Annotated in this window: 14 protein-coding genes; 5 read left to right on the top strand and 9 right to left on the bottom strand. The window is 53.9% G+C overall.

The window, feature by feature from the left end; translation table 11 throughout:
* Positions 1–5 precede the first annotated feature (5 nt).
* From Q0775_RS12035 to Q0775_RS12025, 3 genes are read right to left on the bottom strand one after another with little or no spacing between them, the layout of a single operon-like run.
* On the bottom strand, positions 6–1,049 hold the full coding sequence (locus Q0775_RS12035) for a succinylglutamate desuccinylase/aspartoacylase family protein (RefSeq protein ID WP_298860941.1): 1,044 nt from the start codon (positions 1,047–1,049) through the stop codon (positions 6–8).
* The gene (gene rimK, locus Q0775_RS12030; protein ID WP_298860936.1) at positions 1,046–1,951 is read right to left on the bottom strand and encodes a 30S ribosomal protein S6--L-glutamate ligase; all 906 of its coding nucleotides are present in this window, start codon (positions 1,949–1,951) and stop codon (positions 1,046–1,048) included. Before rimK ends, Q0775_RS12035 begins: the two co-directional genes overlap by 4 nt.
* Positions 1,948–2,424, bottom strand: a complete 477-nt coding sequence (locus Q0775_RS12025) for a RimK/LysX family protein (protein WP_298860933.1) — start codon at positions 2,422–2,424, stop codon at positions 1,948–1,950. Before Q0775_RS12025 ends, rimK begins: the two co-directional genes overlap by 4 nt.
* Positions 2,425–2,888: 464 nt before the next feature.
* On the opposite strand from Q0775_RS12025, the gene Q0775_RS12020 reads away from it, so the two are divergent.
* From Q0775_RS12020 to Q0775_RS12010, 3 genes are all read left to right on the top strand, one after another.
* A complete protein-coding gene (locus Q0775_RS12020) occupies positions 2,889–3,932 on the top strand; it encodes a TRAP transporter substrate-binding protein (protein WP_298860931.1) in 1,044 nt (347 codons plus the stop codon).
* An 85-nt stretch (positions 3,933–4,017) separates the two neighbouring features.
* Complete coding sequence (locus tag Q0775_RS12015; RefSeq protein ID WP_298860929.1) at positions 4,018–4,602, top strand: TRAP transporter small permease; 585 nt, start codon at positions 4,018–4,020, stop codon at positions 4,600–4,602.
* Entirely contained in the window at positions 4,599–6,266 is a 1,668-nt protein-coding gene (locus Q0775_RS12010) for a TRAP transporter large permease (protein ID WP_298860926.1), read from the top strand. Before Q0775_RS12015 ends, Q0775_RS12010 begins: the two co-directional genes overlap by 4 nt.
* 62 nt (positions 6,267–6,328) lie before the next feature.
* On the opposite strand, the gene Q0775_RS12005 is transcribed toward Q0775_RS12010, so the two are convergent.
* Positions 6,329–7,168 carry a calcium-binding protein gene (locus tag Q0775_RS12005; RefSeq protein WP_298860924.1) on the bottom strand — a complete coding sequence of 280 codons (840 nt, stop codon included), beginning with the start codon at positions 7,166–7,168 and terminating at the stop codon, positions 6,329–6,331.
* An 81-nt stretch (positions 7,169–7,249) separates the two neighbouring features.
* Positions 7,250–7,552: a hypothetical protein gene (locus Q0775_RS12000; protein ID WP_298860922.1), complete on the bottom strand. Its 303-nt coding sequence runs from the start codon at positions 7,550–7,552 to the stop codon at positions 7,250–7,252.
* A gap of 348 nt (positions 7,553–7,900) precedes the next feature.
* Here Q0775_RS12000 and Q0775_RS11995 point away from each other — a divergent pair, with 348 nt between their 5' ends.
* Entirely contained in the window at positions 7,901–9,067 is a 1,167-nt protein-coding gene (locus tag Q0775_RS11995; RefSeq protein ID WP_298860920.1) for an ADP-ribosylglycohydrolase family protein, read from the top strand.
* A 97-nt stretch (positions 9,068–9,164) separates the two neighbouring features.
* Here Q0775_RS11995 and Q0775_RS11990 read toward each other — a convergent pair whose 3' ends face one another.
* Positions 9,165–11,174, bottom strand: a complete 2,010-nt coding sequence (locus Q0775_RS11990) for a transporter substrate-binding domain-containing protein (protein ID WP_298860917.1) — start codon at positions 11,172–11,174, stop codon at positions 9,165–9,167.
* 60 nt (positions 11,175–11,234) lie between these two features.
* Entirely contained in the window at positions 11,235–12,236 is a 1,002-nt protein-coding gene (locus Q0775_RS11985) for a helix-turn-helix domain-containing protein (RefSeq protein ID WP_298860914.1), read from the bottom strand.
* A 139-nt stretch (positions 12,237–12,375) separates the two neighbouring features.
* Between Q0775_RS11985 and Q0775_RS11980 the strand changes: the two genes are divergently transcribed.
* Positions 12,376–13,392 (top strand): hypothetical protein, encoded by a 1,017-nt coding sequence (locus Q0775_RS11980; RefSeq protein ID WP_298860911.1) that lies wholly within the window; start codon positions 12,376–12,378, stop codon positions 13,390–13,392.
* A 54-nt stretch (positions 13,393–13,446) separates the two neighbouring features.
* Here the strand turns inward: Q0775_RS11980 and Q0775_RS11975 are convergent, their stop codons facing one another.
* Together Q0775_RS11975 and Q0775_RS11970 are read right to left on the bottom strand one after the other, a co-directional pair.
* Positions 13,447–14,820: an MATE family efflux transporter gene (locus tag Q0775_RS11975; protein ID WP_298860909.1), complete on the bottom strand. Its 1,374-nt coding sequence runs from the start codon at positions 14,818–14,820 to the stop codon at positions 13,447–13,449.
* A 94-nt stretch (positions 14,821–14,914) separates the two neighbouring features.
* On the bottom strand, positions 14,915–15,625 hold the full coding sequence (locus Q0775_RS11970) for a transporter substrate-binding domain-containing protein (RefSeq protein ID WP_298861791.1): 711 nt from the start codon (positions 15,623–15,625) through the stop codon (positions 14,915–14,917).
* Positions 15,626–15,784: the final 159 nt, after the last annotated feature.

Here is a 15,784-nt window from a genome sequence, read left to right as displayed (position 1 = left end):
ATACGCTAGATAATTTCGTCTTCGTCGAACAACGGCGCTTCCTCAAGTTGGGTGGCAAGGTCATCTACAGCCGCTTCAGCAACATCCGCTGATTTGACTGCCGCGACATGAAAGAGCGCGTCACCTTCATGTACAATCGGCATGACAGCCCGCCCGACGATGATCCCGCCATATTTAGCGGCAACTTCGATCTCGCTTTGGCCGAATGGATCAGAGATGGCTGCGATGATATCGCCTTCCTCAACCAGATCGCCTTCCGCCTTGAACATCCGCAACAAACCACCCGCTGGTGCACGCAGCCAATGACTGTCCGAACAAACAATGGATTTTGCTTTGGGTGCCGCAATGCCTGCACGGGGCAACAACCCCTTATCCTTGAGGATGCGCAGAATGCCCGCGACGCCGGCACGCACATACATCTCGTCAAAACGCATGCCCTCCCCCGCCTCATAGAGGACTACATCAACACCAACTCTCTTGGCCTCTTGACGCAAACTGCCATCGCGCAGGGCACTGGTCAGGATCACAGGCGCGCCAAAGATATGGGCAAGGCGCAGCGTCTCGCGATTATTGGCAGAGACACGCACCTGCGGCAGGTTCGTGCGGTTGATCGCGGCCGAATGTAAATCAATCCCGAGCGAGCAACGGGCCACAATCTCGGTCATGAAGATATACGCCAGCCGCGAGCCAAGCGAGCCATGGGCAGAGCCAGGAAAGCAGCGGTTAAGGTCACGGCGATCAGGCAGGTAGCGAGAATGATTAAGAAAGCCGAAGGTGTTCACAATCGGAACCACAATGAGCGTTCCGCATAGCGACTTGAGGTTTTTGGTGCGCAGCAGGCGGCGCACAATTTCGACCCCGATGACCTCATCGCCGTGGATGCCCGCACTTACAAATATTGTCGGACCGTCCTGCTTTCCATGTACCACATGCGCAGACAGAGTGACGGGGGTGTGATCCGACAGAGTACTGACGGGAATGTTGATGGTCTCGCGGCTGCCCGGAGCCACCGACACTCCCGCCAGCTCGAAACTGGCGCGCTTGCTCATCCTTTTCCCTTGGTCTTTGTGGCGTTGGGCTTGGCGTGCTTCTCGATATGCTCGATCATCATGCCCGCGATATCGAGGCCTGTTGCCTTCTCGACCCCTTCCAGACCGGGGGAGGAGTTTACTTCCATCACCACTGGGCCACGGTCTGCGCGCAGCATATCAACACCACACACGTTAAGGCCCATCGCCTTGGCAGATTTAATCGCAGTTGTACGCTCCTTTGCAGTCAGTTTTATAACCTCTGCCGTACCGCCACGGTGCAGGTTTGAGCGGAAGTCCCCTGCCGCCCCTGTACGCTTCATCGCGGCGACAACTTTGCCCCCGATCACAATGGCACGGATGTCTGTGCCGCCTGCCTCCTTGATGAACTCCTGCACTAGAATGTTCACACCTGCGCCGCGAAACGCTTCAACCACAGATTTGGCCGAGCGTTTGGTATCGGCCAGAACCACACCTATACCTTGGGTGCCCTCCAACAGCTTGATCACAACAGGGGCACCGCCTGCGAGATCCAGCACTTCTTCGGTCTGTTTGGGGTCATGCGCAAAGGTTGTCGTAGGTAGGCCGATGCCGTCACGTGCCAGCAGCTGCATTGAGCGCAGCTTGTCGCGCGAGCGACCAATGCCCACACTCTCGTTAAGTGGATAGACGCCCTGCATCTCGAACTGGCGCAGCACGGCCATGCCGTAAAATGTGATCGAGGCACCGATGCGTGGGATGACTGCGTCATAGCCTTCCAGCTTTTCGCCATTGTAGTAGATTTCAGGGTTCTGTGACACGATGTTCATATAGCAGCGCAGCGTGTTGATGATATCGAGCGTGTGCCCGCGCGTCTCCGCCGCTTCCTTGAGGCGCTGGTGGGTATAAAGGTTTGCATTTCGGGCAAGCATTGCGATCTTCATGGTGTGTTTCCTTCAAATGCCGGCTTTGTGCTGACAAGGTATGATTTGCCCGGATGAACGGCGATATTGTGATGACGCAGTGCGCGCCGCCCGAGAATTAAGGGGAACCGCATGGAGCCACGGTCCGTCAGGGAGATGTCGATTTTCCACTTGCGACCCGCAAGGATCATTGGTGTGCGGATGACGATACGCGTCTCTGGCATACCACTGGTGTTGGTGATGGCGCGCTTGGTGAAGACCGGAAACGTCAGAACACGCGACGGCTCCCCCTTGATATCAGGGCTGAGGAATCGCACCCATTTTTGATCATTTTGATAATAGGTCTCTATGTCTACAGCATGAAGTGCAGTGGTTTTTGCACCCGTATCGACCTTTACGGCAAAATCGGTGAGGCCAAGATCAGGCAGGCTGATACATTCATGCCAGCCAATGATCATCAATGGCTGAGACTGGTCCGTTGCGCCGTGAGTCATGTCAAATTTTCCATGGGGATTCTCTTCTCATCATACTGCAATACCCGTGCAACAGTTTCCATAGACTGTACATGTGCAGTCAGCATAAGAAGAAAAAATTCAGCCCAGAGCCAGCAATACGAAGAGATGATAAACGAGTATTCCGGCGATGAAGGTGTTTGGAGGTCACTGAAAATGCGAAAACTATGTGAAACCTGTGGCTGGACAGGTTCCCTGATTGGGTCGGCCGGGGCTGCCTACCCCTCGCATTCCTGTCTGCATTTTCGAGGGGGAAACGACCACTTTCCAAAAAATCACTGCAAACTTCACAATTGGCAGGTGATAATTCAAGGCGACAAATGTATTTAGGTATGGCACATAACTATTAGGGTCGGGAATGCCGTGTTTTAAAACCGCTACACAAAGACCCTTTGCAGAGAGCCGCCTTTGGTGTGTAACTCTGAAAGATAATGGGAGAGAGAACTATGAATAAACTGAAATCAACGCTTTTGGGCGCGACTGCATTGGCTTTTGCCGCTTCTGGAGCACTGGCGCAAGAAGTGACGCTGAACATGCATCAGTTCCTACCAGCGCAGGCCAACGTACCCAAGCAAGTTCTTTCTGTTTGGGCAGACCGCATTGCGACGGAATCTGATGGGCGGATCAAGATTGAGATGTTCAACTCAATGGCACTTGGCGGTACTCCACCAGAGCTGCTCGACCAAGCAGTTGATGGCGTGGCAGATATCGTCTGGACCGTTGTAGGCTATACACCTGGCCGCTTCCCCGAAACCGAAGTGTTCGAGCTGCCCTTTATGGTCGAGGATGCGCGCGCCGCCTCCTGCGCCTATTGGAAGATGTACGACAAAAATATGCGCGAAGATTTCAAGGATGTGCATATCCTTGGGACATGGGTCCACGGCCCCGGCATGTTCCATACGTCTGATCCCGTCGAAGTTCCATCCGACCTTGAAGGCATGAAAATTCGCGGTGGCTCGCGCCTTGTGAACCAACTGCTTGAGCGGACGGGTGCGACTCCCGTGGGCATGCCCGTTCCTGCCATCGCCGAAGGCTTGTCCAAAGGCGTGATCGACGGCACCACGATCCCATGGGAAGTGACACCAGCGCTCAAAGTGCCCGAGTTGGTTGAGAACCACACCGAATTTGAAGGCCCTGGCCTTTACACCCTCGGATTTGTTCTGGCGATGAACAACAACTCGTACAATAATCTGCCAGACGATCTTAAGGCCGTGATGGACGCGAACTCCGGTTTGGACTTCTCGGTTTTTGCCGGCGGCACTCAAGCTGATGCTGATGGTCCTGCACGGGTTATTGCAGTTGAGATGGGAAACAACATTGTCACTGTGGATGCAGCAACTGCTGCCTCCGACTGGCTGCCCGTCATCGAGCCGATCTATGCAGACTGGATCGCTGATATGGACAGCAAAGGCCGTGATGGCCAAGCCATCATCGATGAGGCGCGGGCGCTGATGTCAGGCGAATGCAAAGGCATTATGTCAAAATTCTGATCGCAATAGACAAGCTATAAAACGGCTGGCCGCCCTGGATTGGGGCGGCCTAGGCATAATTTGCCATACGACTTGTGGGGCCAGAATGTACTCTTTCATATATAGATTGTCGCGTGCGATGGCTTATCTTGGTGGCGTCATGCTCACTGCGCTGATCGTCTTGACCTGTATTTCCATTGTCGGGCGCAGCCTGAATGGTGTGCTGCACGCCGACGCAGTTGTCTCCCTCATGCCTGATCTTGCGCGATGGTTGATTGACGCGGGCATCGGTCCGATCAATGGCGATTTCGAATTGATCGAGGCGGGCGTGGCTTTTTCCATCTTTGCGTTTCTGCCTTGGTGCCAAATCACGGGTGGCCATGCCTCTGTCGATATTTTTACATCCAAACTTTCACCGCGTGCGGACCGCATTTTACAAATGCTGATCGACGTGCTGTTTGCCACTGTCCTCGTCCTGATCGCAGTGCAACTCTATGCTGGCCTGCTGAGCAAGCTGAACTCGGGCCAGACCTCGCTGCTACTCGAATTTCCCGTCTGGTGGGGCTATGCGCTGTGCATGTTTGGTGCAGTCACCAGCGCATTTGTGAGCGTTTACATCGCCGTCTTGCGTATCGCATCGGCAGCAACGGGGCAGAACTATCTGCCGACTATGGACGGAGCAGACCATTGAGTGATGTAGCGATTGGCGCCCTGTCGTTTCCTGTCCTTCTCGGGCTGATCTTCCTGCGCGTCCCCATTGGTCTGGCGATGTTCACCGTAGGTTTTGGCGGGCTTGTGTTTGTCAACGGTGATGCTTTTATCGCCGTCGCCCGGCTCAAATCCGAGACATACACAACTTTTTCCAGCTACTCGCTGTCGATCATCCCGATGTTTCTATTGATGGGTCATTTCGCAACTTTGGGAGGGATGAGTCAGGCGCTGTTCAAAGCAGCAGAGAGTTTCTTGGGTCACCGCAAAGGCGGCGTGGCAATGGCTGCTATTGGCGCTTGCGCTGGCTTTGGGGCAATCTGCGGGTCTTCCCTCGCGACTGCTGCCACCATGAGCCGCGTGGCCCTGCCCGAACTCAAGCGTTACGGATATTCTGGTGGCTTCTCTTCTGCAACACTGGCCGCTGGCGGCACGCTTGGCATCCTGATCCCACCCTCTGTGGTTCTGGTGATCTACGCGATCCTGACTGAACAGAATATCGCCAAGATGTTCCTTGCAGCCTTTATTCCGGGCATCATTGCCGCTCTTGGCTATGTCCTTGTGATCTCCCTGTATGTGCGCCTCTACCCCAACAGCGCGGGCACCCGCGAGCGCATGCCCTATATGGAGCGCTTCATGGCCCTGGTTGATGTTTGGCCAGTGCTGCTTGTCTTTGGTACTGTCGTCGGCGGCATCTATCTGGGGTGGTTCACCCCAACCGAAGGCGCTGCGGTTGGCGCACTTGGCACAGGGGTGATCGCATGGTTTGCAGGAGGACTGAGCCGCTCGTCGCTGGCTGAAAGCTTCTACGTCACTGCCCGGTCCACTGCGATGATCTTTTTCATCGTACTGGGCGCTGCCTTTTATAATGGCTTCCTCGCCCTCACTCAAGTACCCCAAGAGATTGCCGCGTGGGTCGTGGAGCAAGGCGTCAGCCCGTGGATGGTGCTGATCTTTATCCTCGTGCTCTATTTGCTGCTCGGCTGTGTGATGGACAGCCTTTCGATGATCCTACTGACCATCCCGATCTTCTGGCCAATCATGCTTGAACTCGACTTTGGCTTTGTCTTGATGATGGATCTTCACGCTGCCAAACTGGATACCGCGATCCAAGAGGGTATGACCGTTTGGGACGGATTGCTAGGTGGAGGCATCCCGAACCTAACTGAAGCAAAATTCGACAGATTGCTGGACAAGAGCAATGCACAGGCTGCCCTACTCGGGCTAGGCTCTGTAGCCGATGCCGCAACGCTATCGCTCAGTCAAAACCAGATCATTGCCATCGTGAACGAGACAACGCCTGAAATGGTACAACAAGCACGCGATGTGGTGGCAAGCGGCGGAGAGCTTAGCCGCGAGTTGCTGCGCGAGTTGAACATCCGCGGCGCGAACGAGAGTGCGCTCAACCGCATTAACATCGAACAGACAGCGATCTGGTTCGGCATCCTTGTGCTGATCGTGGTTGAGGTCGGTCTGATTACGCCGCCTGTTGGCATGAACCTATTTATCATCAACGCGATGGACCGCTCTACGCCCATCATCGAGACCTATAAGGCGGTGCTATTCTTTGTTGCGTCTGATTTGTTTCGCGTTGTGCTGCTGGTGGCCTTCCCCGCAATCACACTGTTCCTGATCCCATGGTATTAAGAGCGCCTTTACACGCGGCATAACGAAAGCGGCACGCACTCCACCGGAGTGCGTGCCGCTTTTCATTTGGCTCTCAGCAATTTATAAAAGAAGAAGTCGTCCTCATCCAACTCGTTTTCGCTCATGATTGTGAGCAACGACGTACAGCCATCAACATCAAAGCTCAGGTTTGTCTGGCGGTCAGTACAGGACAAGGCGACCATCAACTCTTCTGGTGTTTCGAAAACATCGCCGAGGCCGCTCACGTCAATCCTGTCGGCAGCATCATCCACGCCAAAGCCCTGAACTGTCACAGACCCTTCGACCGCGTGGATTGCGAAAACTTCATCACCTGTGCCACCGGTAAGCGTGTCGGTTCCAGCCCCGCCATCAAGGGTGTCGTAACCTGCACCACTACTCAGTCCGTCATTTCCCTCATTACCATGAATCGTATCATTTCCGTTGCTGGCATTGATCAAATTGTTTCCATCACCGCCCTCGGCATGGAAAGCAGACCCCGCACTCTGCCCGTCGATGAAGTCAATACCTTCGTCCATATAGATGCTGTCAGAGTCCTCATAGACGCCGATAAATGCCAGATCATTTCCAGCACCGCCGTGGATCTCATCATTGGCCTGACTGTCCACCAGAATGTCGTTCCCATCGTCCCCGTAAATCGTATCGGTTCCGATGCCGGCAATCAGCGTGTCGTCGCCGTGACCACCACGCAGTGTATTGTTCCCATCTCCACCTACGAGAGAGTCATCGCCTGACCCGCCATTCACGGAATTGACAGCACCCAAAGCAAGGAACGTATCGGCCCCAACGCCACCCGTCAGAACGTCGGCATCGTCTGTCCCACTGACTGAGCCGGAAGACAGCATATCCTGCCCTTCAAAGACCACCGCGCTGACGTCACCCATGAGTGTTGCATATGCATCGATATTGAATTCACCCAGCACCGTAAAAGGGCGCGGCACATCTGCGTGTACATCACCCTGACCCTACGCGACACCTGCTCCATTTTTCTCAAGTGACATGAGACTGTCGGGATCCACCGCTACAGACCACGTGGCTGTCTCGCCCACTACGATCACGCTGTCCGCTACAACAGCATGGCGCACCCCGTCCACATAGACAACAAATTCCATCGTGCCACCCGTGCCGGATCGGCTCAAGAAAATATTATCGGCCCCTGTGGCGTCGCCGCTATCGAAAACGGTCTGCCCGTTTCCATACCCAAAGCTGTCAAAGCGCGCTGTCACACTAGGCGTGAAAGCGCCACCTATCTGAGGCGTATCAATCATGGGCACATCTTCAGAATTTCCTTGGACCGCATCTCATCCACATCAGCCGGTTTCACAAATGTAGTAGAATTTGATCAAAACTTCCCACTCATGCTGCATTCGGCATAAGAAGCAATCAGTTATACGAGTATCGATTTTTTTTGCCCATTCATGAAAAACGCACAATTTTTGACAACTGCGGCATGTAGGTGAGATCGGTACTGGATTGTTTCTCTATCGCAGCTTGCGCGCAACGATTCAGCCGCCATCCAATTATGGAATTCGCAAGTGAGTTAGACAGCTGACGTCGCCTTCCCAAGGCAGCTGGACTGTCCTAAGCAGAAACAAATGCAACGCGGGGAGAAGGCGATGGCAGAAGCTATTCAGAACAGATGCAAAAATATGATCCTTGGTGCCTTGGTCGCAGATGCGGCCGCGATGGGGCTTCATTGGATTTATGATCAATCCCATATTCGAAAGATTGCGCCTGATGTGCCTGAATTTTCTGCACCTGATCCAAAAAACTATGAAGGAGTGATGGGCTTTTTCGCCCATCCCAATCGCACCGCTGGTGCACAGTCGCAATACGGCGAGCAGGCAGTTGTAATGTTGCGGACCCTCGCTGCATCCGGCGGGCACTTTGAAGAAGCTGCGTTTGCCGATGCGTTTCAGGCGCATTTCGGCTATGGAGGCGGCTACGTTGGGTATATTGATCATGCGACGCGAGCGACTTTGGACAATATGCGCCATTTCGAAGACGCGGCCATGGCATGCATAGAGACGGATCCTTCTGACGCGCCAGCACGCATCGGAAAAAGCGTTTTGGGAAAAGCTCTCCCTCTCTTGATGAGACATTCAGGGACTGCTTTGAATCAAGAGTTTGAGGAGCAAATCCGCGCCACTTATGACGACGACGCAATAGTGACCTATGCGATGCTGCTGTTGGACAAACTCAAAAAGGTTCCTCTTCCGACTGGGGCACATGACTTGCAGCTTCCAGCAATTGCAAAGTTACCTCCACTTGTCGCGCTTCTCGTATCCCGAAATCAAAACGCGGCCTTTGACGGGATCGTCGCATCAGCGGTGAAGACTACAAACGATCACCCGACTGCTGCGCACTACGGCTTAATATCGGCTCATATGATAAGGGGCGCACTTACATACGGCACCAGTGCCGACGCGGTTCGCGCCGCGCGCTCCATCGCGCAAGGGGAGGCTGTGACCCTGCTGGATAAAGCAATCGCCATGAGAGATGAAAGCTGTGAGAACGTAACACAGCAATTTGGTATGGCCTGTGACTTACCCTTTGGCGTGCCATCCGCCGCCCATAACATCGCGACAGCCCCATCATTCAGCGATGCAATCCGCCGCAACATTTATGCTGGCGGTGATACCTGTGGACGGGCCATTCTGGTCGGTGCGGTTATGGGTGCAATTTACGGCTGCGGTGGGGCACAAGGTATTCCCGCTGAATGGGTCGCCCACCTTGAGAAACGAACCGAAGTATCAAATTTGTTAAAAGTGCTTTTTGAATAATGGCACTGCTAGCCTGTTGGGTGGCGGCATTCCTAACAATTTGCAAGCTGTGTTGCTGATCTGATCAAGTCCAAAAATAGGCCAGCCGCGATTGTCCCTATGCTACTGATGGTAGAACCACGGCAGCCTCCACTGTATCAGGTGGCAAAGTGATGCTAAAGATGCAGCCGCGCACGGGTGCTGACCGCAACGTGATTTCGCCTCCCCATGCCGCAACCGTCCTCTGAACAAACGCAAGACCGAGACCTGTCCCTTCTGTCTGGGTCAGCCTCGAAAAAGGTTCAAACACACGTTCCTGATCCGCAGGGCTGATGCCCGGTCCGTCATCTTCAACATCAATCACCACTTGGCCCTGATTGATATATCCGCGAATGGTAATTGTACCTTTACGCTTATCGTGATGCTTGGCCGCATTCGTAATCAAGTTGCGCATCACCATATCAAAGCAGGTCGGCTCTACCTTTACTGCGGGCATGTCTGGAGTAATCACAATACGCATCGCCTCCCGCGGTGCAGCCATCTTGACGATATCCTCAAGCCGCTCGTTCGGTACAAAACAACGTGAGGGCGCTTGGTCAGAGTCGGCCTTGGCATAATCCAACAAGTCAGAAACCAGCAAACTCATCCGCCCAGACAAATCGCATAACGTGTCAAAGTTATGTTGTGCGTCCAATGGCAGCGGCATTTGCGCTTCAAGCAAGTCCTCAATGATAAATTCGAAGAGCATTTTTTGCTGCGCAAGTGGGGCCTTAAGATCATGTGCTGCCATGGCCGAAAATGCCAACAGCTGCTGGTTTTTTCGAACCAGCTCACTCCGCTGATCGGCTAGTTGCTTTTGTTGTTGATGAAGAACACTGACATCAACCCAGATCGCCGCATAATAACGCGTGCCAAGGGGGAATATGCTCAGATCAAAGCTACACCCTTGGCGCGTATGAACAATTCTCTGATCACTGCGCCCCTCTCTTAAAGTTGTTGCCATTTTCTGTGTGAATTCAGCAATCCCCACTGGAGCCAAATCATTAACCAAGAGGCCCGATTGGTAAAAATCGACCCATACTTGCGACAGGGTTGCACCACTCTTGAGGCGAGGGACAAGCTCGGGAAATCGCGCGACAAAGCCACTGTTCCAATGAACGGCTTTCATGTCCGCATCAAAAATCATGATCGCTGCGCGCATCTGGTCAAATGCGTCGATCAACAACTGGTTGGCACTAGACTCACTGGCCAAAACTGCAGAGCGGCGGCGCAGCCGGATCGTATAAATCCCAAGCGCTACAGTCGTCAGCGCGATACCGCCCACAATCATCGCAACATTGCCAAACCACGGATGCTGGACAATGCTGCGATCAACGCCAAACCAAAGTGTTCGCACAGCTGTGAGTTTCTCCGGTGAGACGCGCTGTTTGATCGCTCTTTCAAAGGCAGCATGCACCTCCGGCAGTTCACGACGGATGATTATCCCGTAGGGTGTGACTGCAAGGGGCGGTGAAAGGCGACGCACTTTGTCTTCGACAAAACTTGCCCTCAAACGCTCATCAAATGTCTCGGAAACGGATACAACAGCATCCACTTCCCCGCGTAACAGCGCCAGCAGCAATGTATCGGATGTCTGATATTCAACCAGTGCGACACCCGGTAATAACTCTGCTGCGCTTTGCGAGATTGCACCGATTACAACACCAATACGTTTGCCAGATAGGGCCTCAACAGACGTCTTTTTACTGTCTTGCCGCACATATGCCGACAAAACGTAAGCCCCAAGAGATGCCGTTGCCAAACCTGCTGCCCGACGCTCTGGTGTCAGAGCAAGAAATACGGTCAAGTCGACGTCGCCTTGCGCTAGCATCGCCAAAAACTGTTTCGGATTTTCCGCCGAAACAAACTGAATATCGTAGCCCAATGGTTTCGCCAGATCCTTTATTATATCAATGCTATATCCCTGTGCATCGCCCTCTGAATCTGTGAAACTATACGGGTAAAAGTCACCATAAACAGCCCGCAAGACTGGGCTATCTCCCAGCTGCTGGGCGGACAGAACACATCCGGCAAAGGATGCTGTCAGCAACACAAACGTGGCCAAGGCAAAGCGGAGAAAAAAGGACATGGGGCGGGCTCTTTAACTAGACAACTCGCCTTGGTTTATCTCAGGTTTATAAATTCATAGTTAAGGGCCCATCACCTTATTGGATGCAAGCCAGTCGCTCGGACTTTCGCCACTGACCCTAAGGAATTCACGATTGAAATTGGATTTGGTATTGAAACCCGATCCAAGCATTGCGGTTGTCACGTTTTCACCAGCTAAAAGTGATTTTTGCGCGACAGCAATACGTGCCGCATTGATATAACGGGATACGTTTTCGCCAGTTACCCGATTGATTGCGCCTGACAATTGCTTAACGGGCACGCGCAAACGGCGTGAGAGCTGGGACATGGTAAGGTCCGGGTTTAAATAGGGCCTTGCCTGCTCCATCAAAACTTCGAGCTGCGCCATAATTTGAGTATCTGCCGGATCGGCTTCACGTGGCGGAGCAGTCTCATCGACCTCTACTGCCCCACTGCTCAACGCGCCGGATAGTGTTAAAGCGCCCACTACAATCAGCGTTGTGCTCGAAAATATACTTATGAGCCATGGCTGCAAATGACCCATGTCTAACAGTTGAGCCAGCACGATTACACCGTCACTCGCAGCGGACAGGATGAGAGCCCCTCCAATGATCTGCCAGACAAGGCGCGGAAGATCACCCGCTTCAAGCCGCATTCGCGGCAAAGCGTCGGATCCTTTCAGGCAGGTCCAAATGATGAAAGTTCCGTAGCCCAGAAAAAGCGCCGGGATCAACAGATCAAGTGCGGGTCGGCTCAGGACCACAGCGCCTGCGACCACTAAAGGACCAATAAGATGCAGTCCGTCATGTGCCGCCAACCGCCGCACGGCAGTTGCCTGAAACGCCACCCATGCCATTGGCGGGATCAGGCTGGCTGTGACTGGTTGGAGAATTTGCGCAAAAGGTATGCCGTAATGCTGTGCGAACGAGATGATGAACCCCTGAGCTGCACAAAGCGCCAGCAGCATCGCAAGCGGTCCATGGCGTCGGTCCATCACCCAAAGCCTGATCAGCAGAAAACTCAGGACAAGGGCACTGATCATAGGAATAGGCAGGCTGGGCATCAGATCATTCTCATATTCTGTGAGATGTCAGAATGGTCCTAAAACGCGATCTTGGCGACCTCAAACAGGATTTAGGACGCCAAGAAAACAGCGGTGCGGCATCCAGAACCCATCGCAACCCACTTGTTAGGAGACCCCCATGAACATCTTTGTTAAATCCACTATTGCCTTCATAATGACCACAACCGCGCTGCATGCAGATCCTGCTGGCGTCCGCGATCTCCGCATTGATGCCCCTCACCATGACCGCGCCATCAGCGGGGCACTCTACTACCCCTCACAGGGTGGCGGTACGCCAGAAATCTATGCAGAGAACCCCGTTTTTGTCGGCATGCCCATCCTCAAAGAGGCAAACATGGCAGAGGGTAAACGCCCGCTCGTGCTACTGAGCCACGGTATGGGCGGTCATATCCGGTCGCTCGGCTGGCTTTCAATTGCGCTTGCGGAGCGGGGCGCGATTGTTGTTGCTGTGAACCATCCCAATTCAACGTGGGGCGACTTTGACCTTGCAGAAGGATTAAAGCATTGGACCCGCACGCAGGATATGAAACGCGCTTTAGATATGGTGCTGAGTGATCCAGAACTCTCTGCGCATATCGATACGACACAGATCATGGCGGCAGGCTTTTCCTATGGCGGGTGGACTGCCCTTTCATTGGGTGGGCTAAAAGGTAATCATGCAGCCTATGTCGCGCATTGTGCCGAATATGGCGCGGCGTCCAGCCATTGCTCCGACCTTGAAAGCGGTAATGCAGGTCTGGCCGATATGGATCAAACCCTTTGGAATGGCGACTATAGCGATCCACGGATCACATCGGTCTTTGCAATTGACCCTGGCCTGATCTGGGGAATGGGTGTGCAAGAAGTCGAAGGGATCGTCGGGGATGTGACACTGATGTCCTTGGGTGAAGGGGAGAGCCGTCTGCTCGCCACCGATTTCGATCTGGCAAAACTGCCCGCAGTCCTGCCTAAGGCTCAGATTGTCCGGATGGTACCTGCTGCGCATTTTTCGGTTCTGCCAGTTTGCAAACCGCAAGGTGCCGCAATCCTCGAAGAAGAAAAGGATGATCCAGTTTGCACCGACCCGGCAGGGACAGACCGCGCCGCCCTTCACGAAAAGATCATTGCGGTCCTGGCGGAAAAACTCGATCTCTAAGTAAAATACCTCCAAGCGGTGCACACAGCATCGCTTGGAGGAAAACACTTACCTTTATGCCATAAACCATGGACGACCCAGACCGCCAATACGTTCTTTGGCCACCCGCATCCCGATCCAGAGGGACAAGAGCAAGCCCGTCCCGACACCCGCCGCAATGCCCAAGCGCACGCCCGTCAGCCCACCATCGATCACATAGGCAAAAAGCCAGATAAAAAGCGCAATGCCAATCCACTGGCGGTAAATTCCGATCCACATGGTCCACGCCGCTTTCTTGAGCGCTTGTAGTAAGGAGTTGATTGAGAAGAGCACCACATAAATGGGTAAGATTGCTGCCTCAACCTTGAGAAACAGCGCCGAGATGCGGATGACTTCAGGGTCGTTGGAAAAGACAGATGCCGCCAAGCCGCCGCCAAACCACAAGAACGGGAATGCCAAAGTGGTGCCGATCACCCCAAGTATCCAGCAACGGTGAAACGCTTCGCGCACGCGCGCATCATTGCCAGCGCCAAAGTTTTGCGCCGCAATCGGGACAAGCGAAATAGTGATGCCCAGAGCGGGCAGCAAGAACAACTGTTCAATCCGCATGGTGATACCGTAAGCCGCCAAGGAGGCCTCGCCATAATCCTTGAGCGCGTATTGCACGATGAACCCGCTTGAGAAAGTTACCAACAGCGCGAAACCTGCGGGGAAGGCTTGGGCAATTATTTCGTAGTATTTGGCGGTAACTGGCTTGAACTCTGACCACTTGAGGTCTTGCATCATCGTGCGACCAAAAACCCGCCACAAGATAAAGACAGCAACGCCTGTCTGGCTCAACACTGTGGCCAATGCGATGCCATTAAATCCGATGCCACCAATGACACCGGGGATGCCAAACATAAGTAGCGGATTCAGACCCACATTGACAAAGAAGGCTACCACCAACGCGCGTTGCATCGTGCGCGTGTCCCCGCGCGCCTGCAGGATGCCGTTAGCTGCGGGGCCGATGATGAACCCCGGCAACGCAAAGATGAGCCAATAGAAATATCCCAAACCCGCGTCGCGGTATCCCCCAGGCTCCGACACCACAGCAATCAACGTTGGACCGGATACAGAGGCAATTGCGAACATAAGTAACGTGACCATCACAGCGAGGCCGATCCCTTGGACTGCGAGATGCCGTGCCTCGGCGTCGTCCTTGCGGCCTTTCGCATTGCCCACCAGCGCACTCATTGCGGAACTGAGGCCAAAGCCCACGGCAACAAGGATAAAGAATGCCTGAAATCCAACAGCAAGCCCCGCCTGCGCCTGCGTGCCAAAGTAGCCAGCATAGAAGGTGTCCACCACGTTATAGAGTGTGCTGAACAACATCCCCACAGCCGCAGGAATTGCGAGGCGGCGGAAATGACCGCCAAGTGGGCCTTGTGTGAGGTCGTGGTCTATCATCGCGACTGCCTTGAAATGAGGCGGGCAAAAAGCAAATGGCCCAGAATGGATAAGGGCGCCCTAAGGCGCCCTCTCAACAATTATATTCTGCGGCTCACAGACCCCATTTCAAAGCAACCTCTTCGAAGAAACCTTGGGTCTTTTTCAACTCGATCCAGCTATTAACATAGTTGATCCAGACCTGATCGGTCTGTGGCAGCAGCATCGCGATTGGTGTGGGCGCACGTGGTGTGTCCACCTCGACCTGACGCACATTCGGGAATTTCTCCAGCAGCGTCGAACCCTCAATATTGGACGTTACAAAAACATCCGCACGGCCCGACAACACTTCTTGGAAACCACGCGCTGGCGCTTCAACCACTACGATCTCCGCCTCGGGGAACCATTCTTTGACCATCTTCTCGAAGGAGGTGCCGAGCGTTGTCGCAACTTTCACGCCCTCTTTGTTGATGCTATCCCAACCGTCGAAGTTGCCGACTTTGTCATCCGTCGTGAAGGGGAACATCTCAACCGCGATGTAGCTGTGTGAATATCCGGCAGCCTTGAGACGCGCAGGGCTGATCGAAGCGGAGCCCGTCATATGGTAGTTGCCAGCAACAACACCGTTCACCAGTGTTTTCCAATCGGTCGGCACCATTTCAAGCTCGACGCCCATATCAGCTGCGAGCTGTGTCATGATGTCGATGTCATAGCCCACATATTCGTTGGTCGCCGTGTCACGTACGGACATCGGGTTCCAGTCGCCTGTTGTGCCGACTTTCAGCACGCCCTCGCTCAGAATTTCGTTGAGAGCGGATTGCGCCATTACTGGCGCTGCCGCGACGGATGCGGCGAAACCAAATGCAAGGCCGATGGTTTTCAGAAAATTCATGTGTCTTCCTTCTAGGATTGGACTATGTCGTCGCAGATGCGACTTGTTAACTTGTGCAGCAACCTAATGCCGGTTGCGCCCATGGCAACTGTC

It is taken from the genome of uncultured Sulfitobacter sp. (assembly GCF_947499945.1).
Classification (GTDB): Bacteria; Pseudomonadota; Alphaproteobacteria; order Rhodobacterales; family Rhodobacteraceae; genus Sulfitobacter.
This window is presented reverse-complemented; position numbering and strand designations above follow the sequence as displayed.

Coding starts and splice junctions, on each gene's coding strand:
- Q0775_RS12035 (WP_298860941.1), bottom strand. CDS start 1,049: ATGAGCAAGCGCGCCAGTTTCGAGCTGGCGGGAGTGTCGGTGGCTCCG.
- rimK (WP_298860936.1), bottom strand. CDS start 1,951: ATGAAGATCGCAATGCTTGCCCGAAATGCAAACCTTTATACCCACCAG.
- Q0775_RS12025 (WP_298860933.1), bottom strand. CDS start 2,424: ATGACTCACGGCGCAACGGACCAGTCTCAGCCATTGATGATCATTGGC.
- Q0775_RS12020 (WP_298860931.1), top strand. CDS start 2,889: ATGAATAAACTGAAATCAACGCTTTTGGGCGCGACTGCATTGGCTTTT.
- Q0775_RS12015 (WP_298860929.1), top strand. CDS start 4,018: ATGTACTCTTTCATATATAGATTGTCGCGTGCGATGGCTTATCTTGGT.
- Q0775_RS12005 (WP_298860924.1), bottom strand. CDS start 7,168: ATGGGTGACGTCAGCGCGGTGGTCTTTGAAGGGCAGGATATGCTGTCT.
- Q0775_RS12000 (WP_298860922.1), bottom strand. CDS start 7,552: ATGATTGATACGCCTCAGATAGGTGGCGCTTTCACGCCTAGTGTGACA.
- Q0775_RS11995 (WP_298860920.1), top strand. CDS start 7,901: ATGGCAGAAGCTATTCAGAACAGATGCAAAAATATGATCCTTGGTGCC.
- Q0775_RS11990 (WP_298860917.1), bottom strand. CDS start 11,174: ATGTCCTTTTTTCTCCGCTTTGCCTTGGCCACGTTTGTGTTGCTGACA.
- Q0775_RS11985 (WP_298860914.1), bottom strand. CDS start 12,236: ATGCCCAGCCTGCCTATTCCTATGATCAGTGCCCTTGTCCTGAGTTTT.
- Q0775_RS11980 (WP_298860911.1), top strand. CDS start 12,376: ATGAACATCTTTGTTAAATCCACTATTGCCTTCATAATGACCACAACC.
- Q0775_RS11975 (WP_298860909.1), bottom strand. CDS start 14,820: ATGATAGACCACGACCTCACACAAGGCCCACTTGGCGGTCATTTCCGC.
- Q0775_RS11970 (WP_298861791.1), bottom strand. CDS start 15,625: ATGGCGCAATCCGCTCTCAACGAAATTCTGAGCGAGGGCGTGCTGAAA.